23 protein-coding genes and 1 pseudogene are annotated in these 21213 nt (G+C 58.7%); 8 read left to right on the top strand and 16 right to left on the bottom strand.

What is annotated here, in order from left to right:
- Window positions 1-50: 50 nt before the first annotated feature.
- Complete coding sequence (gene umuD, locus DBY73_RS02185; RefSeq protein WP_112009615.1) at window positions 51-485, top strand: translesion error-prone DNA polymerase V autoproteolytic subunit; 435 nt, start codon at window positions 51-53, stop codon at window positions 483-485.
- Window positions 469-1731, top strand: a complete 1263-nt coding sequence (gene umuC / locus DBY73_RS02190) for a translesion error-prone DNA polymerase V subunit UmuC (protein WP_112009577.1) — start codon at window positions 469-471, stop codon at window positions 1729-1731. Before umuD ends, umuC begins: the two co-directional genes overlap by 17 nt.
- A 56-nt stretch (window positions 1732-1787) precedes the next feature.
- Here the strand turns inward: umuC and yajD are convergent, their stop codons facing one another.
- A complete protein-coding gene (yajD, locus tag DBY73_RS02195) occupies window positions 1788-2132 on the bottom strand; it encodes an HNH nuclease YajD (RefSeq protein ID WP_112009578.1) in 345 nt (114 codons plus the stop codon).
- A gap of 176 nt (window positions 2133-2308) precedes the next feature.
- On the opposite strand from yajD, the gene DBY73_RS02200 reads away from it, so the two are divergent.
- Window positions 2309-3256, top strand: a complete 948-nt coding sequence (locus DBY73_RS02200) for a zinc-dependent alcohol dehydrogenase family protein (RefSeq protein WP_112009616.1) — start codon at window positions 2309-2311, stop codon at window positions 3254-3256.
- A gap of 9 nt (window positions 3257-3265) precedes the next feature.
- Here DBY73_RS02200 and DBY73_RS02205 read toward each other — a convergent pair whose 3' ends face one another.
- Window positions 3266-4300 carry an AI-2E family transporter gene (locus DBY73_RS02205; RefSeq protein ID WP_112009579.1) on the bottom strand — a complete coding sequence of 345 codons (1035 nt, stop codon included), beginning with the start codon at window positions 4298-4300 and terminating at the stop codon, window positions 3266-3268.
- A gap of 420 nt (window positions 4301-4720) precedes the next feature.
- Here DBY73_RS02205 and mdtJ point away from each other — a divergent pair, with 420 nt between their 5' ends.
- Window positions 4721-5083 carry a multidrug/spermidine efflux SMR transporter subunit MdtJ gene (gene mdtJ / locus DBY73_RS02210; RefSeq protein ID WP_112009580.1) on the top strand — a complete coding sequence of 121 codons (363 nt, stop codon included), beginning with the start codon at window positions 4721-4723 and terminating at the stop codon, window positions 5081-5083.
- A complete protein-coding gene (gene mdtI, locus DBY73_RS02215; RefSeq protein WP_112009581.1) occupies window positions 5070-5399 on the top strand; it encodes a multidrug/spermidine efflux SMR transporter subunit MdtI in 330 nt (109 codons plus the stop codon). Before mdtJ ends, mdtI begins: the two co-directional genes overlap by 14 nt.
- Before the next feature lie 54 nt (window positions 5400-5453).
- Here the strand turns inward: mdtI and DBY73_RS02220 are convergent, their stop codons facing one another.
- The 4 genes from DBY73_RS02220 to DBY73_RS02235 all read right to left on the bottom strand — a co-directional run bounded on the left by DBY73_RS02220 (window position 5454) and on the right by DBY73_RS02235 (window position 9976).
- The gene (locus DBY73_RS02220; protein WP_112009582.1) at window positions 5454-6272 is read right to left on the bottom strand and encodes a serine protease; all 819 of its coding nucleotides are present in this window, start codon (window positions 6270-6272) and stop codon (window positions 5454-5456) included.
- 278 nt (window positions 6273-6550) lie between these two features.
- Window positions 6551-7015 carry an acid resistance repetitive basic protein Asr gene (gene asr, locus DBY73_RS02225; RefSeq protein WP_112009583.1) on the bottom strand — a complete coding sequence of 155 codons (465 nt, stop codon included), beginning with the start codon at window positions 7013-7015 and terminating at the stop codon, window positions 6551-6553.
- A 148-nt stretch (window positions 7016-7163) separates the two neighbouring features.
- Window positions 7164-8648 (bottom strand): carboxypeptidase M32, encoded by a 1485-nt coding sequence (locus DBY73_RS02230; protein ID WP_112009584.1) that lies wholly within the window; start codon window positions 8646-8648, stop codon window positions 7164-7166.
- A 74-nt stretch (window positions 8649-8722) separates the two neighbouring features.
- The gene (locus tag DBY73_RS02235; RefSeq protein WP_112009585.1) at window positions 8723-9976 is read right to left on the bottom strand and encodes an MFS transporter; all 1254 of its coding nucleotides are present in this window, start codon (window positions 9974-9976) and stop codon (window positions 8723-8725) included.
- Between the two features lie 119 nt (window positions 9977-10095).
- Here DBY73_RS02235 and DBY73_RS02240 point away from each other — a divergent pair, with 119 nt between their 5' ends.
- From DBY73_RS02240 to bioD, 3 genes are all read left to right on the top strand, one after another.
- Window positions 10096-10995 (top strand): LysR family transcriptional regulator, encoded by a 900-nt coding sequence (locus tag DBY73_RS02240; protein ID WP_112009586.1) that lies wholly within the window; start codon window positions 10096-10098, stop codon window positions 10993-10995.
- 126 nt (window positions 10996-11121) lie between these two features.
- Window positions 11122-12342: a sugar metabolism global transcriptional regulator Mlc gene (gene mlc, locus DBY73_RS02250; RefSeq protein ID WP_112009587.1), complete on the top strand. Its 1221-nt coding sequence runs from the start codon at window positions 11122-11124 to the stop codon at window positions 12340-12342.
- 130 nt (window positions 12343-12472) lie between these two features.
- Window positions 12473-13168, top strand: a complete 696-nt coding sequence (bioD, locus tag DBY73_RS02255) for a dethiobiotin synthase (RefSeq protein ID WP_112009588.1) — start codon at window positions 12473-12475, stop codon at window positions 13166-13168.
- Here bioD and clcB read toward each other — a convergent pair.
- The 10 genes and pseudogenes from clcB to DBY73_RS02305 all read right to left on the bottom strand — a co-directional run.
- Window positions 13103-14413 (bottom strand): voltage-gated ClC-type chloride channel ClcB, encoded by a 1311-nt coding sequence (gene clcB / locus DBY73_RS02260; protein WP_112009589.1) that lies wholly within the window; start codon window positions 14411-14413, stop codon window positions 13103-13105. The two genes, bioD and clcB, sit on opposite strands and share 66 nt — an antisense overlap.
- A 103-nt stretch (window positions 14414-14516) precedes the next feature.
- Complete coding sequence (gene osmV / locus DBY73_RS02265; protein ID WP_112009590.1) at window positions 14517-15665, bottom strand: osmoprotectant ABC transporter ATP-binding protein OsmV; 1149 nt, start codon at window positions 15663-15665, stop codon at window positions 14517-14519.
- Window positions 15665-16312 carry an osmoprotectant ABC transporter permease OsmW gene (gene osmW / locus DBY73_RS02270; RefSeq protein ID WP_112009591.1) on the bottom strand — a complete coding sequence of 216 codons (648 nt, stop codon included), beginning with the start codon at window positions 16310-16312 and terminating at the stop codon, window positions 15665-15667. Before osmW ends, osmV begins: the two co-directional genes overlap by 1 nt.
- An 8-nt stretch (window positions 16313-16320) precedes the next feature.
- The gene (osmX, locus tag DBY73_RS02275; protein ID WP_112009592.1) at window positions 16321-17220 is read right to left on the bottom strand and encodes an osmoprotectant ABC transporter substrate-binding protein OsmX; all 900 of its coding nucleotides are present in this window, start codon (window positions 17218-17220) and stop codon (window positions 16321-16323) included.
- A 19-nt stretch (window positions 17221-17239) separates the two neighbouring features.
- A complete protein-coding gene (gene osmY, locus DBY73_RS02280) occupies window positions 17240-17950 on the bottom strand; it encodes an osmoprotectant ABC transporter permease OsmY (protein WP_112009593.1) in 711 nt (236 codons plus the stop codon).
- A gap of 256 nt (window positions 17951-18206) precedes the next feature.
- A complete protein-coding gene (locus DBY73_RS02285) occupies window positions 18207-18950 on the bottom strand; it encodes a YoaK family protein (protein WP_112009594.1) in 744 nt (247 codons plus the stop codon).
- A gap of 205 nt (window positions 18951-19155) precedes the next feature.
- Entirely contained in the window at window positions 19156-19428 is a 273-nt protein-coding gene (locus DBY73_RS02290; RefSeq protein WP_112009595.1) for a YebG family protein, read from the bottom strand.
- 128 nt (window positions 19429-19556) lie between these two features.
- A complete protein-coding gene (gene dmsD / locus DBY73_RS02295) occupies window positions 19557-20171 on the bottom strand; it encodes a Tat proofreading chaperone DmsD (RefSeq protein ID WP_112009596.1) in 615 nt (204 codons plus the stop codon).
- Window positions 20172-20214: 43 nt separating this feature from the next.
- Window positions 20215-21069, bottom strand: coding sequence for a dimethyl sulfoxide reductase anchor subunit family protein (locus tag DBY73_RS02300; protein WP_112009597.1), 855 nt, complete (start codon window positions 21067-21069; stop codon window positions 20215-20217).
- Between the two features lies 1 nt (window position 21070).
- Window positions 21071-21213 (bottom strand): annotated as a pseudogene (locus DBY73_RS02305) (dimethyl sulfoxide reductase subunit B); the annotation flags it as partial.

The following is a 21213-nucleotide window of genomic DNA, read 5'->3' on the forward strand; positions in this document are numbered from 1 at the left end:
AGGATCCGTAATACTGTATATAAATACAGTAAATGGTGAATAGGGCATTTATGAGCACTCTCATTTCTTATCATTCCGGGCAAAACGTGGAACTGCCGCTGTTCGTCGAGCGCGTTCCCTGCGGCTTCCCTAGCCCTGCGCAGGACTATGTGGAGGAGCGTCTCGACCTTAACCGGCTGGTGGTCAGACACCCCAGCGCGACCTATTTTGTGAAGGTGAGCGGAGACTCAATGATTGGGGCGGGGATCGGCGACGGCGATCTGCTGGTGGTCGATCGATCGCTGGATGCCGTGCATGGCGACATCATCGTGGCGTCGGTCGGCGGAGAGTTCACGGTAAAGGAGCTGCAAACGCGCCCCGCGCTTCGCCTGGTGCCGCACAATCCCGGCTATAGGCCGATTGTCTTTCAGTCCGAGGAGGAGCTACAGATCTTCGGCGTCGTCACCCACACGCTTAAAACGTATAAACATGTTCGCGCTGGTTGACGTCAATAGCTTTTACGCGTCCTGCGAGACGGTTTTTCGACCGGACCTGAAAGGGAAGCCGGTGGTGGTGGTTTCCAATAACGACGGCTGCATCATTTCGCTTTCGCGGGAGGCTAAACGGCTCGGCATCAAAATGGGAGAACCCTATTTTAAATTCAAAGAGAAGGGCTATCCGGTACAGGTTTACGTGTTTAGCTCGAACTATGCGCTGTATGCCGATCTCAGCAGCCGCGTGATGCAAACGCTGACGGATATGGCCCCGGCAATTGAGATTTACTCCATCGATGAGGCCTTCGTCAGCGTATCGGGCGTTAACAACTGTATGTCGCTGGAGGCATTTGGGCATCAAATGCGCGATAGCGTCTATAAAAACACCGGTTTGACGGTGGGCGTGGGCATTGCCCCAACGAAAACCCTGGCAAAGCTGGCGAACTTCGCGGCTAAAAAATGGCCTTCAACGGGCGGCGTTGTCGATTTATCCTGCCCCGAACGGCAGCGCAAGCTGCTGGCGGCCGTCCCCGTTGAGGAAGTGTGGGGCGTAGGGCGGCGCATCACGAAAAAGCTTAACGCCATGGGGATCGCGACGGCGCAGGATCTGGCAGCAAGCTCGCTATGGGTTCTTAGAAAACATTTCAACGTTGTTCTGGAACGCACGGCCCGCGAGCTGCGCGGCGAGTGCTGCCTGGGGCTGGAGGAGTTTGCCCCCACAAAACAGCAGATCGTCTGTAGCCGCTCGTTTGGGCACCGCATTACGGAATACGTTGAGATGCACCAGGCCATCTGCGCGTATGCGGAGCGCGCGGCGGAAAAGCTGCGCGGGGAACGCCAGCACTGCCGCCTCATCAGCGTGTTTTTACGCACCAGCCCGCATGCGGACAATGAGGTTTATTACGGCAATCAGGCGTCAACGATACTCATGACCCCGTCCAATGACACGCGCGATATTATCCGCGCCGCGACGACGGCGCTGGATCGCATATGGATCGATGGGTATCGCTACATGAAGGCGGGCGTGATGCTGGCCGATTTTTTCAGCAGCGGCGTCGCGCAGCTGAATTTGTTCGATGCCCAGCAGCCGCAGGCCAACAGCGCGGCATTAATGGACGTGATCGACAGCCTGAATCATTCCGGGAAAGGCAAGGTGTGGTTTGCCGGCCAGGGCATTGAGAAAGCCTGGAAAATGAAGCGTGAAATGCTTTCTCCGGCGTATACGACGCGGTATGCGGATTTGCCGGTAGCGAAATAACGCAGCACGCTAACTGCCTGCACCCGCGGTACGGGCAGTTGGCGTGCTGTTCAGCATTACTTCTTATTGAGCATCGACTTTAAATCGGCAAACGGATTGTACGTAGCCGCGCCCACGTCCTTCTGCGCATCTTCACCCGCCACGACGGTGGTGCCGTACTGGTCGGCTTCCGTGTACTTTGAGTGCTCGTGGTCGTGGCAGAACAGGCACAGCAGCTCCCAGTTGCTGCCGTCGGCCGGGTTATTGGTATGATCGTGGTCGATATGGTGGACCGTGAGTTCACGAAGGTTTGAGTAAACAAACTCGCGCGAGCAGCGCCCGCATACCCACGGGTAGATTTTTAAGGCTTTTTCACGGTAGCCGCTTTCAAGCTGCGCGTAGTTTCTTGGGATTAAGGCCATGGCCGATGTTACCTGTGACGAAGGGTCCCTTCGCGGGACGAAAGCGTAAGAATAACGCAAAGCGAGGGCGGGATGAAGCGATCGCCGCCGCGCGCTGGCCGTGCCAAATCAACGAGGTGTGGATTACAATGCGCAGGCTATTAAATCCTTAACGTGAGATGCACCGCGTGACCGCCATGGAAAATATTGCTCTTGAGTATCGCCGTTTCGGCGAGCCTGACGTCGTTCTGCAGGCTGAATCCGTTGTCCCCGCGGCGCGGCTGGCAGGGCATCTTCGGGTGCGCATGCTGTTCGCTCCCGTTAATGCCTCCGATCTGATCCCCATCACCGGCGCGTATCGCCACCGGACGCCGCTGCCCGCCGTGGCCGGTTACGAAGGCATCGGCGTTGTCACCGACGCGCCCGCTGGGTTCGCGCATCTGCTGGGCAGGCGCGTCCTGCCGCTGCGGGGGGAGGGTACGTGGCAGCGCGTTGTTGATTGTCCGGCTGAGTATGCGGTTCCCGTGCCGGCAGAGATGGATTCGCTGCTCGCCGCTCGCGCGTATATCAACCCGCTCGCCGCGCAGATGATGCTCACGCGCTATTCTCCTCGGGGGAAAACGGTGCTTTTAACCGCAGCCGGATCGGACTGCGCTATCCTACTCGGCCAGTGGGCGCTGAACGCGGGAGCGCTGGCGGTCTACGGCATTCACCGTTCCCCCATTCATGCCGACAGGCTGGCCGCGATGGGGATTATCCCGATCGCGCAGGATGATGCGGCAGCCGTTCGCGAGGCCGCCGTGCGCGCGGAAGTGACGTATGACGCCACCGGCGGTAGCCTGGCAGAAGCCATCCTGAGCGTCATGCCGGAGAAGGGTATTTTTGTCTGCTACGGGCTGCTTTCAGGGCAGACGTTCCGCCAGCGCCAGGCGTTGCCGCGCGTGGAATGGTTTCATATTCGCAACTACCTGGATGCGCTAGACGCGCCGGCCTGGCAGGCGCAGTTCATGCAGATCTGGCCTAAGCTTCGCGCCAGCCGGTACAGCGATGCGGCGCTGTTCCCGCTGGCGGAATGGCGGGCGGCGCTGGGCGCATACCGCGAGGCCGGAAGGCTCAGCAAGCCCATGCTGGCGATGGAGGGCTGAGCCCGGGCGCTATTTGTGGCTCATGTCGCTCAGCAGAATGGCGATGCTTTGCCCGCCTTCCGTTTGCTCCAGGCCAATCTTCACGATAATGGTCAGCGGAACGGAGAGCAGCATGCCGACGGGGCCGAGCAGCCAGCCCCAGAAAATCAGCGACAAGAACACCACCAGCGTGGACAGCCCCAGGCCGCGCCCCATCATCCGTGGTTCCAGAATGTTGCCGAAAACGAGGTTAATCGCCAGATAGCCTGCCAGCAGGACAAGCGCATCGTAAAACCCGCTGAACACCAGCACCTGGAGGATCGGCGGAATGGCTGCCAGCACGGAACCGATGTTGGGGATATAGTTGAGCGCGAAGGCCAGCAGCCCCCAGACAAACGCAAAGCGCACGTCCAGCGCGACGAGCATTGCCCAGACAACAAGCCCCGTCACCAGGCTGATGGCCGTTTTCAATACCAGGTAGCGAGAGACGCTGTCCAGCGCCCGCTGAATGGCTCCCATACCTTCCACGGGGCGGACCATGATCTGCTGCAGCTTGGCGGGCAGCTGCGGCACCTCCAGCAGCATAAAGACCACCGTCAGAAACAGCAGGAATATCGACGTCATCGCATTGGAAAGCTGCGTCAGCAGGCCGGTGACGAGCGTCATCGCGGCATTCGGATCGATATACTTCAGCAGCTCCTCCACGGAGATTTCAATGCCCGCGCGCTGCAGCCAGGGTTCAAGCTGCAGCAGGGGGATCGCCAGCGATGAACGGTATTTCGGCAGGGTGCGCGCCAGCTCGTTCAGCGAGGTGCCCAGGTACGCCACCAGCAGCACCATAGCGCAAATAATAATGCTGATAAGCAGCGTAATCGCCAGCACGCGTGGGATGCGCAGGCGAACCATGCGCTGCACCAGCGGGTTCAGGATCACGGCAATAAACAGCGCCAGAATGAAGGGCACGATGATATCGGCGGCAAAGCGAACGCCGGTGAGAATGATCACCAGCATGCCCAGCATAATAACGATCTTCAGCCCGTTCAGCGTAATGATGGGTTTGGCCATGGAATGTCCTGATTAAACTTTTTATTTATAATAGAGCCTAACCACCTCGCAATAAACTAACCAAAATCAAACGAACTGGGTAAAGAATTGAAAAGGCTTTGAGTAAAATCTTAGCTTGTGGTACAAATTACGCGTGTTCAACTACTGAGGACAATTTTCATCCGCAAAGACGAGAAGCAACAACGCGGATAATTGTAATTTTATGGACAATTTGTTCAGGACCTATTTTTCAAACAACACCGCAGTATTCTCTACTTCTTTTAGTCTCCTTTCTGCTGAGCAACACTGGCGCAACGCGCTATAGTCACGTCTTCTGCCTGAGCTGGCGCTATGCGCTTAGCTGACCAATCGTATTTCAAATTTTAGGTTTGCTGTCTGCAGCGAGCCACGATGGACAATATTCTCAAGCAGGAGAAGACTATGTTTTACTGGATTTTATTAGCTCTGGCGATCGTCGCTGAAATTACAGGCACGCTGTCTATGAAATGGGCGAGCGTCAGCGACGGCAACACCGGCTTTATTTTAATGCTGGTGATGATTTCACTCTCCTATATTTTTCTCTCCTTCGCGGTGAAGAAGATTGCGCTGGGCGTGGCGTACGCCCTGTGGGAAGGTATCGGTATTTTATTGATTACCCTCTTTAGCGTTATGATATTTGATGAAGTGTTATCGCCGATGAAAATTGCTGGCTTGACCACGCTGGTCGCGGGCATCGTGCTGATTAAATCGGGTACGCGTAAACCGACGAAACAGCAGAAGGAGAGCGCACATGCAGCAGTTTGAATGGATCCACGCTGCCTGGCTGGCCCTGGCCATCGTGCTGGAAATTGTCGCGAATATCTTTTTGAAATTTTCAGACGGTTTTCGTCGTAAAATGTATGGCCTGATGTCGATTGCGGCGGTGCTGGGCGCGTTCAGCGCCCTGTCGCAGGCGGTTAAAGGTATCGATCTTTCGGTGGCATACGCCCTGTGGGGCGGATTTGGTATCGCCGCAACCCTGGCCGCGGGCTGGGTGATGTTCGGGCAGCGTTTAAATAACAAGGGCTGGATCGGCCTGGTGCTGCTGCTGGCGGGCATGATCATGATAAAACTCGCCTGATTAGCGGGTCGTCACGTAACGGGCAGCGAATTTCGCTGCCCGTTTTGTATTCTGCTATTGAGCCAGCGCCTCGAGCCTGTCGCGGAAACCGGTCACCGAGAGCGCGCGGTTATCGGCTCGCCACCGGTCCTTGGCCGCCGGGGCAGAGCTTTGAACGCCAATCAGCTGCCAGCCATTTTCAGTTTTCAACATAAGCGGCGAACCGCTATCGCCCGGCAGCGTATCGCACTGGTGCGACAGTACGCTGTTCTGCGCCCAGCCGGTGACCAGACAATCCGTATGCGTATAAAGCGTGTCCAGATGATCGACCGGATAGCCCGACTGCGTGACCTTGCGATCCGCGGCCTTTAGCGCGGCGGTCAGCGCGGCTTTATCGCCGTCAAAGAGCGGCAGCGGGGTGATGCCGGACGGCGGGTAGCGCAGCACGATCAGGCCAAAATCCCACGAGGCCGCGCCCGGGGGCACAATCCAGCCGTCGCCGTCAGGCTTTAGCCGTTTACCCAGTGAAGGATCGACCCGGCCTTCAATACCGTGGATCTCATAGCGCCACATCCCTTTTTGCGAGACGAAGCGCAGGGCAACGGCTTTGTCCGGCCTGCCGTTTGGCGGCGTGAGCAGACAGTGGCCTGCGGTCAGCGCAAGTTGAGGGGTGATGAGCGTGGCCGTACAGAGGTTGCCGCTGGCGGTTTCCAGCTGCCCAATCGCATCCCAGGGAGCCTGGGTCGGATCGGTAACGCGCGTGCGGTCGTCATGACCGAAAAAAAGCGTTTTTACGTCCTTCGCGCTGATGCCGTCATCATCGCCGTCATCCGCATGTGAAAAGCCCGCAAAAAGAGTCAACGTTCCCAGTAACAACACTACAGATTTACGCATATCACACTCTGGTGGGGGTAATTATGATTATTAAAAGTGAACCCTATGAAAATACTATAGACGGGACGGCGCGAAAGTGGGAGTAAAATCAGCGTGCTACATTCATGAAAGATAAAAATGGCTGGCGATGATCGCGCATAAAATTAGCACGATAAGAATGAACTCAAACCGATAGCGTCGCAGCATACGCCCTCCGGATAAAAAAACGGCGCCGATCCTTTTCCGGTTCAGCGCCGGTTTACCAACGTGCCCCGAAGGGCACGGTTCAGCCTGTACGCTTACGCAGCTGGCTGTGCAGCCGGTTTAGCAGCTTCGTGTTTTACTGCTTTTTTGTGATGCTTTTTAGCAGCCTGAGCTTTCTGCGCTACAGCAGGCTTAGCGGCTGCTTTGTGGTGCTTTTTAGCGGCCTGGGCTTTCTGCTCTGCAGCAGGCTTAGCGGCTTTTTTGTGATGCTTTTTAGCGGCCTGGGCTTTCTGCTCTACAGCCGGTTTAGCGGCTTTCTTGTGGTGCTTTTTAGCCGCCTGCGCTTTCTGTTCGGTTGGCGCTGCGGTCGCTGGAGCAGCGGCGTCTTTTTTCGCTGCGGCTTTGTGATGCTTCTTGTGGTGAACCGCTTTTGCAGGTGCCGCGGTAGTTGTGGCCGCTGGCGCTGCAGCAGGTGTTGCGGTTGCGGTAGTCTCAGCAGCAAACGCAGCAGAGGACAGACCCATAGCAGCGGCAACAACCAGAGCTAATACTTTATTCATTCTCATACCCTCGAATTTGGTTTTTCATGTAACCCCACTGCGGGGCCGTTGAAAGAACTATATCCCTGTAAACTCGGGGTTTCCGTGAGTGATTGGTATCGGCGTGTAACGGAATGTACAGCGCCGGGCAATAACCCGGCGCGCGGTCTTACAGATAGCGTGCGGTCAAGTGTTCGCGGAAATAGCGGATGTTGAGATCCTCCCCCGTGGCCTGGGTTATCAACTGCGAGGTGCTAAAGCGGCTGCCGTGCTGCCAGATGTTCTGGCGCAGCCAGTCGAACAGGGCGGAGAAATCCCCCTGTGCGATAGCGTCCTGCAGGCCGGGAAGGGCATTTTTGGCGGCGCTGAACAGCTGCGCGGCGTACATCGCGCCCAGCGTGTACGACGGGAAGTAGCCAAAGCCGCCGTCGGTCCAGTGGATATCCTGCATGCAGCCGTTTCGGTAGTTGTCTTTCGTCGACAGCCCGAGCCACGCCTGCATTTTCTCATCCCAGAGCGCCGGAATGTCATCCACCTCAATGTCGCCATTAATGAGCGAGCGCTCAATCTCATAGCGCAATACCACGTGCGCCGGGTAGCTCACCTCGTCGGCATCTACGCGGATATAGCCCGGCTTCACGCGCTGGTTCCAGGCGATGAAGTTTTCCTCGCTGAACGCCGCCTGGCTGCCGAAACGGGCGTGCACGGCAGGGAGAAGATGCTTGAGGAACGCCTCGCTGCGGCCGAGCTGCATCTCAAAGAACAGGCTTTGTGATTCATGAATTGCCGTCGAGCGCGCCAGCGCAACGGGCTGACCGGCCCAGGTGCGCGGCAGGTTCTGCTCGTAGCGGGCGTGCCCCGTTTCGTGGATCACGCCAAACAGCGCGCTGAGCAGCTCATTTTCATCATAGCGGGTGGTGATGCGTACATCTTCCGGCACGCCGCCGCAGAAGGGGTGCGCGCTTACGTCCAGGCGCCCGCCGTTAAAATCGAAGCCGAGCATCGTCATGGCTTCCAGCCCCAGCTCGCGCTGGGTGGCGGTCGGGAAGGGCCCCTGTGGGGGGACGAACGACCGCTGGGCCTGCTTATCTACAACGTTTGCCAGCAATTCCGGCAGCCAGCTTTTCATGTCGGCAAACAGCGTATCGAGGCGGGCGCTGGTCATGTCCGGCTCAAAAATATCCAGCAGCGCATCGTAAGGCGAGCAGCCTTTGGCCTCGGCGCGCAGGCGGGCCTCTTCGCGGCTCAGCTTGACGACCTCCTTCAGGTTGGCAGAAAAGCCCTGCCAGTCGTTCGCCGGACGCTGCGTGCGCCAGGCGTGTTCGCACCGACTCCCCGCCAGCGATTTGGCCTCTACCAGCGCTTCCGGCAGCAGCGAGGCCTGCTGGTAATGGCGCGTCATCTCGCGAAGGTTGGCCTGCTCAATATCGTTCAGATCTTCCTCTGCAGCCGCCTCCAGCCATTCACCGACCCGTTTATCGGTCAGGATCTGGTGCTGAAGCACGCTCATTTCGGCCAGCGCTTCACCGCGCGCGGCGCTGCCGCCCGGCGGCATCATGGTAAACATGTCCCAGCTGGCGATGGAGGAGAGGTGCGAAAAGCGGGAGAGGCGCTGGAAGGTGCGGGTGAGTTGCTGGTAGCTGTTGTTTTTCATGAAGTCCTCGTGTCTGAATCAGCCGATGACAAAAATTAGCATCGGCTCGATTTAAACACGAAGAGGGCTGAAAGTTAATGCAGACGTTTATGCAGGCTGGCACCGACCAGCAGCGCCGCACACAGCATCAGCGCAATAAACCCGCCGACGCCGTTCCAGCCGTAGTGATGCCAGAACACGCCGCCTGCCGTCCCGGCAATGCTGGAGCCGAGATAGTAGCTGAACAGATACAGTGAAGAGGCCTGGCCTTTCGCGCGGCGCGCGCGCGGGCCGATCCAACTGCTGGCAACGGAGTGCGCGGCGAAGAACCCGGCGGAGAAAAGCAGCATGCCCGCGAAAATGAGCCACAGGGAAGAAAATAGCGTCAGCAGCAGGCCAAGCAGCATCACCGCCGTGGAGACCAGCATCACCGGGCCGCGGCCAAAGCGCGCGGTCATCGCCCCGGCTTTTGGCGAGCTCCAGGTGCCGGTGAGATAGGCCACGGAAAGCAGCCCCACAACCGCCTGGTTTAAGTGCCACGGCGAGAGCATCAGCCGGTAGCCAATATAGTTAAAGAGCGTCACGAACGCGCCCATCAGCAGGAAGCCCATCAGGAACAGCCGCGGCAGGCCTTTGTCGCGCCAGTGCAGGCGGAAGTTGATAAACAGCGTTTTCGGGCGCAGGGAGGTAGGGCGAAAATGCCGCGACTCCGGCAGGATTTTCCAGAACATTAGCGCCGAGGCGAGGGCAAAGCAGCCTATCACCGCCAGCGCAATGCGCCAGGTGAAGAAGTCGGTAAATACCCCGCTCAGCAGGCGTCCGCTCATCCCGCCGATCGAGTTCCCGCTGATATACAGCCCCATTGAAAACGCCACGAAGCTGGGGTGGATCTCTTCGCTAAGGTAGGTCATCCCGACGGCGGCCACGCCGCTGAGCGACAGCCCAATCAGCGCGCGCATCAGCAGGATGCCGTGCCAGCTGGTCATCATCGTCGAAAGCAGCGTACACACGGAGGCCAGCATCAGAGCGGTGACCATCACCGGCTTGCGGCCAATGGCATCGGACAGCGGGCCGGTAAACAGCAGGCCGATGGCCAGCATGCCGGTGGAAATCGAGAGCGAAATACTGCTGCTGGCGGGGGATACGCCGAACTCGTGGGAGAGCACGGGCAGAATCGGCTGGACGCAATAAAGCAGGGCAAAGGTTGCCAGTCCCGCCGAGAAGAGCGCCAGCGTTACGCGCATAAACAGAGGGGTACCGCGTTTTATAAACTGAACCGGCTGCGATGGGGCGGATAAATCATCGACGTCGCTTGCCGGTGCGATATCAATGGAGGTTGTACGACTCACACAATTTCCTTGCTTAACATCCCCGTGATTCAGGTGACGGGTAAGACCACGCCTTAAGGGTATGAAAATGTAAATATTCTGTCTAATATATTAATAATCTCAAATGATACTTTTAAAATATGAATATCGAGCTGCGTCATTTACGCTACTTCGTCGCCGTGGCGGAAGAGCTGCATTTTGGCCGGGCCGCCGCCCGGCTTAACATCTCTCAGCCTCCGCTTAGCCAGCAAATCCAGATCCTCGAACAGCAGGTTGGGGCGCGGCTGCTGGCGCGAACCAACCGCAGCGTCAGCCTGACGGCGGCGGGCGCGCAGTTTCTTGCCGACAGCCGCCAGATCCTCGCCATGGTGGAGGAAGCTGCCGCCAGAGCGGAACGCCTGTACCTGGGCGAGGCGGGCGAGCTGCGCATCGGCTTCACCTCCTCGGCGCCGTTTATTAGCGCCGTGTCGCACACCCTTTCGTCGTTCCGCCGCCATTACCCGGACGTGCACATTCAGACGCGAGAGATAAACACCCGCGAGCAAATCGCCCCCCTGAACGACGGCGCGCTCGACCTGGGGCTCATGCGCAATACGCAGCTGCCGGACTCTCTGGCGCGGCAGGTCATCCTGCGCGAGCCGCTGATGGCGATGATCCCGCGCGATCATCCTCTCGCCGCGCGGCCAGTCGTCACGCTGGCGGAGCTTGCGAAGGAGCCGTTTGTCTTTTTCGATCCGCAGGTGGGCACAGGCCTGTATGACGATATTCTTGGCCTGATGCGGCGCTACGGTCTTGTGCCCTCTATCGCTCAGGAAGTGGGAGAGGCGATGACGATCATTGGCCTGGTCTCGGCGGGGCTTGGCGTTTCTATTCTTCCCGCCTCGTTTAAGCGGGTACAATTGCAGGAGATGCGCTGGGTCCCGCTTGCAGAAGAGGATGCCGTCTCGGAAATGTGGCTGGTGTGGTCGAAGCATCGCGAGGAGAGCCACGCTGCGCAGCGCTTTAAAAACCAGCTGATTAGCGCGTCGCAGGCCGGTTAATTCAGGGAAAAGTGAGCAAAAATGTGCGTCAAATCACATGGCTAAGTAAAAATTTGACGACGCCTGGTGAAGTGCTTCACCATAGCCCACAGTTTATTTCGAAGCTCGAAAATAAGGGAGTACGAGGTGGTTGCTGATAGTCAGCCAGGGCATATCGATCAGATCAAGCAAACCAATGCGGGCGCGGTGTATCGCCTGATTGATCAGCTTGGCCCGGTTTCGCGTATCGATCTTTCGCGTCTTGCGCAGCTGGCGCCCGCCAGTATCACCAAGATTGTTCGCGAGATGCTGGAAGCGCACCTGGTGCAGGAAACGGAAATTCAGGAGCCCGGCAGCCGCGGCCGTCCGGCGGTGGGGCTGGTGGTTGAGACCGAAGCGTGGCATTACCTGTCGATGCGCATCAGCCGGGGAGAAATTTTTCTCGCCCTGCGCGATCTGAGCAGCAAGCTGGTGGTGGAAGATCAGCTCGACCTGCCGCTCGACGTCGGCCACTCCCTGCTGGACGCCATTATTACCCACATCGATCGGTTCTTTATTCGCCACCAGCAGCGCCTCGAGCGCTTAACCGCCATTGCGATCACCCTGCCGGGCATCATTGATACCGAAAACGGCATTGTGCACCGCATGCCGTTTTATGAGGGCGTAAAAGAGATGCCGCTGGGCGAGGCGCTGAGAAACCATACCGGCGTGCCCGTCTATATCCAGCACGACATCAGCGCCTGGACGATGGCCGAAGCGCTGTTCGGCGCCTCTCGCGGCGCGCGGGACGTGATTCAGGTTGTTATCGATCACAACGTGGGGGCGGGCGTCATTACCGACGGGCGGCTTCTCCATGCGGGAAGCAGCAGCCTGGTCGAAATCGGCCACACGCAGGTCGATCCCTACGGCAAGCGCTGCTACTGCGGCAATCACGGGTGTCTGGAAACCATTGCCAGCGTGGAGAGCGTGCTGGAGCTGGCGCAGGTTCGGCTGAGCCAGTCGATGAGCTCCTCGCTGCACGGCCAGCCCCTGACGGTCGAATCCCTGTGTGCCGCCGCGCGGGAAGGCGATCTGCTGGCGAAGGACATTATTACCGGCGTGGGTAACAACGTCGGGCGCATTCTCGCCATTATGGTGAATTTATTTAATCCGCAAAAAATCCTCATCGGCTCGCCGCTTGGCCAGGCGGCGGATATATTGTTCCCGGCAATATCGGCCTGCATTCACCAGCAGTCGCTTCCGGCCTACAGCCAGAAGATCGTGGTGGAAAGCACGCAGTTCTCTAACCAGGGGACGATGGCCGGCGCGGCGCTGGTAAAAGACGCTATGTACAACGGCTCGCTGCTGATTAGGCTATTGCAGGGTTAACTCTTTCCCGCAGATGCAAGAAAAATTGCGCTATCTCAAGCCTGATAGCGCACACATCCCGTAGACTTCCCCCTTTGAATTATTTACCTGGTTTATATTTCCGAAGCATACCCAAGAGGTGGAGTGAGTCATGCTTAAGCGTTTCTTTGTTACGGGTACAGATACCTCTGTCGGGAAGACCGTGGTCTCCCGCGCGCTACTGCAGGCCCTGGCGGCGAGCGGTAAATGCGTTGCCGGGTACAAGCCCGTCGCAAAAGGCAGTAAAGAGACGCCAGAGGGGCTGCGCAATAAGGACGCCCTGGTCCTGCAAAGCGTCTCATCCCTTGAGCTGCCATATCACGCGGTGAACCCCATTGCATTAAGCGAAGATGAAAGCAGCGTGGCCCACAGCGGCCTGATCAATTACGGCCTGCTGTCTGACGGCCTGGCGAACCTGAGCGATAAGGCTGACCACGTCGTCGTTGAAGGCACCGGCGGATGGCGCAGCCTGATGAACGATTTACGTCCGTTATCGGAGTGGGTGGTACAGGAACAGCTCCCGGTCGTGATGGTGGTGGGCATTCAGGAAGGGTGCATTAACCATGCGCTGCTGACGGCGCAGGCCATTGCCAATGACGGCCTGCCTTTCATCGGCTGGGTGGCAAACCGCATCAACCCAGGGCTTGCGCACTACGCAGAAATCATTGACGTCCTGAGTAAGAAGCTGCCCGGACCGCTGGTGGGGGAGCTGCCTTATCTGCCGCGCGCCGAGCAGCGCGAGCTAGCGCAGTACATCGATCTCGCGGCCTTCGGCGGCGTGCTGTCCGTAGATAGAGTCGTGGCGTAACGTCCGCGACAGCACGGACGCCACCACGCAGGCGACCAGCAGGCCGGGCAGTAAAAAATACTGCCCGGTCATTTCACAGACCATCAGCGCAGACATGATCGGCGCATGGGTCGTCGCCGCAAGCAGCGTCGCCATCCCCGTTAATCCCAGCAGAATCGCCGTCTCCGAGCCTGGAAGCCCCCACGCGAAAAGCTGCGCAAACAGCATGCCCGTCGCCATGCCGACAAACAGGGTTGGCGTAAAAACGCCTCCCGGCGCGCCCGAGCCGCTGCTGGCGAGCACCGCCAGCAATTTGCAGATGAATACGCCCACAATCACCGACAGCAGCGGCGGCGAGATCAAAAACGCCTGCACCACGCTGTAGCCGTTGCCCCAGACCTTCGGCGTCAGCAGCGATAGCAGCCCGACGATCAGCCCGCCCAACGCCAGCTGCCACGGGGGCGAAAGCCGAAGGCGCAGGAACAGCGCGTGGCTGGCGTCCATCAGCCACATCAGCAGCGGGCCGCAAAGCCCGGCGAGCAGCCCCGTTCCGACGATAAGAGAATAATCCATTGCGGTCAGCGTTTCGCTGAGATGAACGTCATACAGCGTATTGGCCCCCGGGCTGAGCAGCCGCGTGGTCAGCAGCGCGACCACGGCGGCAATCACCACCGGGCCGAGCGAGGCCAGCATGAGGGTGCCAAATAAAATCTCGGCGATGAAAAGGCTTCCCGCGAGCGGCGCGTGGTAGGCGCTTGCCATCCCCGCGGCCGCTCCGCAGGCGATCCACAGCTTCCACTCCGATTTAGGGGTGAAGCGGCGGGCAAACAGCGAGGCGGCGAGGGCGGCGAGCAGGATCATCGCGCCCTCCCGGCCGATGGCGCTTCCGCTGGACACCACCAGCAGCGATGCGAGGGATTTCACCAGGCTGGCCGCGTAGTCAAATTGGCCATCTCCCGTTTCCAGCGCTTCCATATAGTCCGTCGGCGCGTGTGGGCGCTGCGCCGTCATTCGCTGCCATCCCCACAGGAGCAATCCCGCCGCCAGCCCGCCCAGGGCAGGCGTCAGCGCGCGTCGCCAGGGCGAGAGGGCCGCCGCCGCGTTAACCAGGCTGCCGCTTTCGTTACTGAGAAACAGCCATTCCAGCAGATACATGGAATGGCGAAAGATCGCCACGGCGAGGGCGGCCAGAACGCCGGTGACGGTGGCTATCAGAAGTCGGCGAAACATCGCCCGGATGTCAGGGTAAGCGTGAAGGCGCTGCATGGGTTACGCATCAACGGGAAAGATACAATATTGTGGCGGCAAATCGCGGGGTTAGCAAAAGTTATGCGTGCGAAAAAAAACCGGGCAGCGCCCGGTGTGGAGGTTAGCTGTCGCTGTGGATATTGAGCGCCCGCCGCGTGCGGCCCGAGCTGAGGTATTCCGCAATGTAGTCCTGCGAGATTTCGCCGTTGTAGCGTCCGTCTTCGTCCACGATCGGCATCCAGCTGGTGTTGCTCTCATACAGGCGGGAGAGCACCACGCGCAGGTTGTCTTCCGCCTTGCCGGTCATGCGGAACGGGTGCAGCAGATCCGCGCACGTGCCGCTGGCGTGGCGCGCTTCACGGCGCTTCACAAATCCCAGCGGCTTGCCGTGTTCATCGACCACGGTGATGGCGCGAATGTCGTTATCATCCATCAGCGCAAACGCCTCCGGCAGCGGGGTAGAGCTGCGGACCGTAATCGTCGGCTGTTGGTCCGTGACGTCGCCCGCGGAGACCAGCAGCAGGCGCTTCAGGGTGCGGTCCTGCCCAACGAAGGAGCCGACAAACTCGTTCGCCGGCTTCGCCAGCAGCTCGTCCGGGCTGGCGCACTGCACGATGCGCCCCTGGCGGAAGACGGCGATGCGGTCGCCCAGCTTCAGCGCTTCGTCAATATCGTGGCTCACCAGCATCACCGTTTTCTTCAGCTTGCGCTGCATCTCGAGGAACTGGTTCTGGATCACCTCGCGGTTGATTGGGTCGACCGCGCCGAACGGTTCGTCCATTAGCAGCACCGGAGGATCGGCCGCCAGCGCGCGGATCACGCCGATACGCTGCTGCTGGCCGCCGGACATTTCGCGCGGATAGCGGTTGAGGAACTTGTGCGGGTCCATCGCCACCATGTCCATGAGCTCCTCGGCGCGGGATTTGCAGCGGGCTTTATCCCAGCCCAGCATGCGCGGCACCACGGTAATGTTCTCTTCGATGGTCATGTTCGGGAACAGGCCAATCTGCTGGATCACGTAGCCAATGTTGCGGCGCAGGGTCACGGTGTCCATTGCGCTGGTGTCTTCGCCGTTGATCAGGATCTTACCGCTGCTTGGCGCAATCAGGCGGTTAATCATCTTCAGCGTAGTGGTTTTGCCGCAGCCCGACGGGCCGAGCAGGACGCACATTTCACCTTCCGGCACGTTCAGATTAACGTTGTCGACGGCCTTAAACGTCTGGCCGTGCTTCTGTGAAAATTGCTTGGTGAGGTTTTCCAGTTTTATCATTATCGAATCCCCTTCGGAGTCAGAGCCACCTGCAGACGGTGCAGCAGCCAGTCGAGCACGATGGCTAAAAGACAAATCATCAGCGCGCCCGCAATCAACATACGAATATCGCTTCCGCCGATGCCGTTAAGCAGCAGCAGGCCAAGGCCGCCCGCGCCGATGACGGCGGCAATTGCCATGACGCCGATATTCATCACCACGGCGGTGCGGATCCCGCCGAAAATGACCGGCAGCGCCATCGGGATTTCAACCCAGCGCAGACGCTGCCAGAAGGTCATCCCGATCCCGCGGCCCGCCTCGCGCAGTCCCGGCGGCAGGCTGTCCAGCGCCGTGTGGGTGTTACGCACAATTGGCAGCAGCGAATAGAGAAACACCGCGGTCACGGCGGGCAGGGCGCCAATCCCCTGACCGATTAGCGAAAAGAGCGGGATCATCAGGCCAAACAGGGCAATAGACGGAATGGTCAGCACGATGGTCGCAATCCCCAGCACCGGCGTCGCCAGCCATTTGTGCCGGACGATTAAAATCCCCAGCGGAACGCCGATGATAATCGCCAGCCCCACGGCCAGCGCCACCAGCCACAGGTGCTGCAGCGTCAGCGTTAAGAGATAGTCCCAGTTATCAATAATGTAGTGAATCGTCTCCATAGCGCCTCCTACAGCAACTGTTTGCTACGCAGGAAATCACGGGCGACCTGCTGCGGTGACTGATGGTCAATATCCACCTTCTTGTTTAGCTCGGTGATGACGTCGTTATTGAGCTGGGCGGAGAGGGTGTTAAGCGCCTCTTCGAGGCCCGGATTGGCCTCCAGCGTGTCTTTGCGCACCACCGGGGTAACCGCATAGCTCGGGAAAAAGCCTTTATCATCTTCCAGCACCTTCAGGTCGAAGCCCTTCACGCGGCCGTCGGTGGTGTAGATGAGGCCAGCGTCAACGAAGCCGTCGCGCACGGCGTTATACACCAGGCCCGGGTCCATCTGGCGGATCTGCGGGCGATCCAGCGCCATGCCATACGCCGCCTGCAGCGGCTTCATGCCGTCGCTGCGCCCGGCAAACTCCAGGTCCAGCCCGAGCAGCCAGTTGTTGTCCGGGTCGGTTTTACGAACCTGCTCAATCTTCGCCACCATCTCCGACATGGTGTTGATATGCTCCGCTTCGGCGCGCTTGCGCTGCATCGCGAAGGCGTAGGTGTTGTTCATATCTGCGGGCTTGAGCCACACCAGGCCGTGCTTCGCGTCCAGGCGTTTCACGGTCTCGTAGGACTCCTCTGGCGACATACGCTTGTTGATGTGGTTGAAGATAATCAGCGACGTACCGGTGTATTCCCAGGTCATGTCAATCTGCTTGTTGATCATCGCGTTGCGGGAGATGACGGTGGCGATATTGGTCTGCGGCTGTACCTGAAACCCTTTTTTCTGCAGATATTGCACGGTCATCGCCGAGAGGATGTGCTGCTCGGTAAAGCTTTTGGTGGCCAGTATCAGCGGGGCGGCGAGCGCCTGGCTGGAGAAGAGCGCGGCGGCGCACAGCGCCGTCAGGCTGGAAAACAGTCTCATACACAGCTCCTTGTTATTGTTATCGGGCCAGGTGCGGGCTCATCAGGCGGCCCAGCGCGGCCAGCAGCGTATCCAGAATCATAGCGAACAGGGCCGTGGCCGCCGCGCCGAGGATCAGCGTCGGAAAATCGTTGAGGTAGATGCCCGGGAAAATCAGCTCGCCGTAGCTGCTGGCGCCGATTAGGAACGCCAGCGGCGCGGTCCCCACGTTAATGGCCGTGGCGATGCGGATGCCGGACAGCATCACCGGCCACGCGTTAGGGATTTCAACCTGGCGCAGGCGCTGCCATTTGGTCATGCCGATGCCGTTTGCCGCTTCCAGCAGCGACGCGGGCACGGAGCACAGCCCGGCGTAGGTGTTTCTGACGATAGGCAGCAGCGAGGCGAGGAACAGGGCGATGATCGCCGGCTTATCGCCGATCCCAATGACCACCATCGCCAGGGCGAGGACCGCCAGCGGCGGAAGCGTGTTGCCGACGTTAAAGATCTGCATCACGTATTCCGCAACGCCGCGCGCCGCCGGGCGGCTCAGCAGAATGCCGCTCGGAATACCGACCAGCAGCGCGAAGAACATGGATGAGAATACGAGGATCAGGTGCTGTTGCCCGAGGTAGAGCAAATCAACCTGACGCGCCTTGATCGTTTCCAGCCCAATTCCCCAGACGAGGAGGGCGAGGACCACGATAATCGCGCCGACGAAGAGCAGCGAACGTTTAAGTAATGGGTGCATTGCGGTGTGTCTCCCTGTGCGCATGCGTTATAGCAACCGCCGGTTGCCTGTTGTTATGCCATGTTTCGGCAGGGGTCATTCAGCTATAGCAAGGGAATGGGAAGGGTTCCAGCGAAGGGGTAAAAAGAGTAACCCTATGATAGTAAGGAGATCTTAGTTTAAGCCTTATGGGATAAGGGCTGTCAGCGGGTGGGCAGAATAGTCTTAAAGAGAGTCGCCTAAGGTGACGTTGTCACCTTAGGCGTGCCGGATGTCATTATCGGCCGACCGCTGCGCGCACCTTTCGGACGCGCCATGAGATGCGGGCAATCGAGAACGCGGCGACGAGGACCAGCATTATTCCCAGGGCAAGCATGGCGTTAAATCCAAACCCTCTGAAAAGGAGCAGTCCCGCAATACCGCCGGTAATAAAGGAAAAAAGGGTCGTCAAATGGGTTTTGAGCTGGCTCTTTTGGGCCGCCGAATCTTTAGAGTAATCCCGACGGAGCATGGCAACCGCAACGGAGGCCAGAGATATGCCCGCATCGGTCAGCGTGCCGGTAATATGCGTCGAGCGTACCCGCCCCCCAGAAAGCTGAGTCGAGGTGGAGTTATGTACCCCCATCAGCCCGCAGAGGAAAATAATAATTTCACGGTTCGTGGCGAATGAATGAAAATAGATTTCGTACAGCGACACGCCCCCCAGCAAGAGACCTTCAGCAAAAAGAACCTGACTGAATATCAGCCGAACGTTGTGGGTTATTCCCCAAAGGACAGTGATTCTCGCAATAATTGCGCCCGTGACAAACGACAGGATAATGGCGCTAAAGAATAGAATGTCGCTAAGATCGGTAGCGGAGACTTCGCTGGACAACTGTGAGGTGTTGCCCGTCATATGGGAAGGGAAAAAGCCAAAAGCCCCCAGCGCGATAGCATTCAACACGCCCGCTGAGGTTGCCAGCCAGAGCGCGAGCCGGCGATCTTCCCCATGCGTTCGTTCTTTCTTTAGTTTAATCAGCAAAGAATACCTCCGGATTAAGCTTTGCCTGATTTCTCACGCTAGCAAAACGATGCTGCTGGCTGACCAGGATATTGCTTAATTATTATTTGATCGGAAAGTATTCGAGGTTTTGTAATTAATTAAACGCTTACGGTGAAGATGCGTGACCGGATGCTAAAGGGTAAGCAAAACTGAACTCAGAGGGCCGACCCTTAGCGTGCGCATCTTACTCCGTCTGGTCTGTAATCGTTTCGGCGTTAAGTTCAGGGAGTTTGCTGGTGCGCAGAATGTGCTGCACGGTCTCTTTGTGCTCGGCGAAATAGAGCCCGAGATCCTCCGCCTGCGTTTCGTCCATTTGAATTCCGCTTTGCAACAGCCATTCGGTAAAGGCGTCTGCCATGTCGAGCAGTTTGTCGTGAGCGTCGGCCTCTTTCTTCGTGGCAAATGTCATTTTCTCTTCACCTTTTCTTACGACAACATATTTGATTTCAACAGCCATGATGAACCCCTTATACTGTAATTATATACAGTATATCAGCTTAATGTTTTCGTTGCAGCAGAAATGTCATTATAAGACATGCGGCGAGCTAGCTGGCTTGCACATCGGGATGCGCAAGCCAGCGTCTATTAGCGGTACAGCGTTTTTTCAGCAACGGGGATAAGCAGGGTGGACTGCCAGTCCGCGAGCGTCAGCTGGGCGAGCCTGCCCAGCGCGGCATAGAACGGATGCCCGGCGTGGTCGATAAACTCGGAAAGGAAACGCGCGCTCCACGGCAGCAGGTGCCAGGCGAGGAGCTGGTCCCGCTCGGCGTCGCGCCCGTTTTCTGCAAGCCACGCGGCCAGCAGCAGCAGTGTGCCAAAATGGTCTTCCGGCTCATTCTGCTGGACCTCGAAGGCGATATTGTTTTCGCGCATCCACTGGCGTAGGGCCAGCGTAGAGTCGCCAAACAGCACGGACTCGCGGTCCAGCCAGACGGACCCCCACGGCGGCGCAGGCAGCGCGTACGGGCCGATAAACAGGCGCTGCCAGGCGTCTGGCAACGCTTCATCGGAAGGGGTTCTGAACGTATCGGCGACCGGCTGCAGCGCCTCGTTTGCCAGCGGCCAGTCCTGAACCCAGTCTCCCGCCGTCAGCGCATTCACCAGCGGTGCCGCCTGCTCGCTATCAGGCGCAAAATAAAACAACGCGCCCAGCACGCGGGCGCTAAAGGCAAAGGCTTTACGGTCTTCTACTTCACTCATTACTGCATTCCTTACTCGCGCGGGGGTCACCCGCGCGCTTATGTTAACCCGCGATGGCCGTTCCAACGGTCATATGCAGACCGTAGAAAAGGCCGCGGCCAATCAGCTCGCCCAGTACGACCAGAACAACGCCGACAGCGAGACCAAACGCTTTTGGCTCCCGGTGACGAATCAGCGGACAGAGCCAGCAGCCCAAACCGGCAGCAACCAGCACAATACGCCAGACCTGGAGCGTACCATAGTCGGGGAGCAGGGCGCTGGCCTGCTGGATAGCGCTGTGGATCGTGGACAGATCCTGACTTTGCAGCACAATAACGGCACAGCTCGCCAGCAGCGCCAGCGCGCTGACGGCTGCCGCCAGCGTGCCTTTGTACGTTGCGTTCGCCGCGCGCAGCAGCAGCGCCGCCAGCAGTGGGCCACCCAGCGCTGCGGTCAGGAAAAAGGCGGCGGTAGTGTAACCCGTATACCACGTTGGCACGGTGTCGATCTGATACACGCGCGTCATGGCCCAGATAAAAATAATCCCGAGGAGCTGGCTCACCGCCATCCAAATCTTGCTAAGCGCGGGCGGCATTTTACCGATAACCGACAGCAGCCACCAGAATCCCCCGACGGCGAAGAAGGCTGAGCCCGCGGCGATCTCATTGCTGAGCGCCGAGTCGCCCACGCGGTTCAGCGAGTTAAACGCGCGCAGCGGCGAGCCGAGGTGCAGCACCGAGGCCATAAACCCGACGCCCATCACCACCCAGAGAAAGAACATGCTGCGAACGATCCGCGCTTTCAACGCCGCGTCTTTTTCGTAAAGCCAGGCCAATCCGGTGACGATTAACGCTCCGGCCACGCACTGCCCAAATACGGTGAAGATCACCAGCGGCCATTCATGCCATCCACTTCCCATCTCACACCTCCTTCGGGTTTGCCAGGTAGCCGGTGATGTCACCCGTCGGACGGCTATTGGCGTTAGGTTTAATCACAATGCTCGGCTTCGTAAAGTGCGCGGACGGCAGCGGCGCAACCGCCGCCAGCTGGCCGTGCTTTTGAC

Source organism: Enterobacter sp. RIT418 (assembly GCF_003057745.1).
GTDB lineage: Bacteria > Pseudomonadota > Gammaproteobacteria > Enterobacterales > Enterobacteriaceae > Enterobacter.

Excerpts from the sequence above, each read along its gene's own strand:
- umuD (WP_112009615.1), top strand. The coding sequence starts at position 51 with ATGAGCACTCTCATTTCTTATCATTCCGGGCAAAACGTGGAACTGCCG.
- umuC (WP_112009577.1), top strand. The coding sequence starts at position 469 with ATGTTCGCGCTGGTTGACGTCAATAGCTTTTACGCGTCCTGCGAGACG.
- yajD (WP_112009578.1), bottom strand. The coding sequence starts at position 2,132 with ATGGCCTTAATCCCAAGAAACTACGCGCAGCTTGAAAGCGGCTACCGT.
- DBY73_RS02200 (WP_112009616.1), top strand. The coding sequence starts at position 2,309 with ATGGAAAATATTGCTCTTGAGTATCGCCGTTTCGGCGAGCCTGACGTC.
- DBY73_RS02205 (WP_112009579.1), bottom strand. The coding sequence starts at position 4,300 with ATGGCCAAACCCATCATTACGCTGAACGGGCTGAAGATCGTTATTATG.
- mdtJ (WP_112009580.1), top strand. The coding sequence starts at position 4,721 with ATGTTTTACTGGATTTTATTAGCTCTGGCGATCGTCGCTGAAATTACA.
- mdtI (WP_112009581.1), top strand. The coding sequence starts at position 5,070 with ATGCAGCAGTTTGAATGGATCCACGCTGCCTGGCTGGCCCTGGCCATC.
- DBY73_RS02220 (WP_112009582.1), bottom strand. The coding sequence starts at position 6,272 with ATGCGTAAATCTGTAGTGTTGTTACTGGGAACGTTGACTCTTTTTGCG.
- asr (WP_112009583.1), bottom strand. The coding sequence starts at position 7,015 with ATGAATAAAGTATTAGCTCTGGTTGTTGCCGCTGCTATGGGTCTGTCC.
- DBY73_RS02230 (WP_112009584.1), bottom strand. The coding sequence starts at position 8,648 with ATGAAAAACAACAGCTACCAGCAACTCACCCGCACCTTCCAGCGCCTC.
- DBY73_RS02240 (WP_112009586.1), top strand. The coding sequence starts at position 10,096 with ATGAATATCGAGCTGCGTCATTTACGCTACTTCGTCGCCGTGGCGGAA.
- bioD (WP_112009588.1), top strand. The coding sequence starts at position 12,473 with ATGCTTAAGCGTTTCTTTGTTACGGGTACAGATACCTCTGTCGGGAAG.
- clcB (WP_112009589.1), bottom strand. The coding sequence starts at position 14,413 with ATGCAGCGCCTTCACGCTTACCCTGACATCCGGGCGATGTTTCGCCGA.
- osmV (WP_112009590.1), bottom strand. The coding sequence starts at position 15,665 with ATGATAAAACTGGAAAACCTCACCAAGCAATTTTCACAGAAGCACGGC.
- osmW (WP_112009591.1), bottom strand. The coding sequence starts at position 16,312 with ATGGAGACGATTCACTACATTATTGATAACTGGGACTATCTCTTAACG.
- osmX (WP_112009592.1), bottom strand. The coding sequence starts at position 17,220 with ATGAGACTGTTTTCCAGCCTGACGGCGCTGTGCGCCGCCGCGCTCTTC.
- osmY (WP_112009593.1), bottom strand. The coding sequence starts at position 17,950 with ATGCACCCATTACTTAAACGTTCGCTGCTCTTCGTCGGCGCGATTATC.
- DBY73_RS02290 (WP_112009595.1), bottom strand. The coding sequence starts at position 19,428 with ATGGCTGTTGAAATCAAATATGTTGTCGTAAGAAAAGGTGAAGAGAAA.
- dmsD (WP_112009596.1), bottom strand. The coding sequence starts at position 20,171 with ATGAGTGAAGTAGAAGACCGTAAAGCCTTTGCCTTTAGCGCCCGCGTG.
- DBY73_RS02300 (WP_112009597.1), bottom strand. The coding sequence starts at position 21,069 with ATGGGAAGTGGATGGCATGAATGGCCGCTGGTGATCTTCACCGTATTT.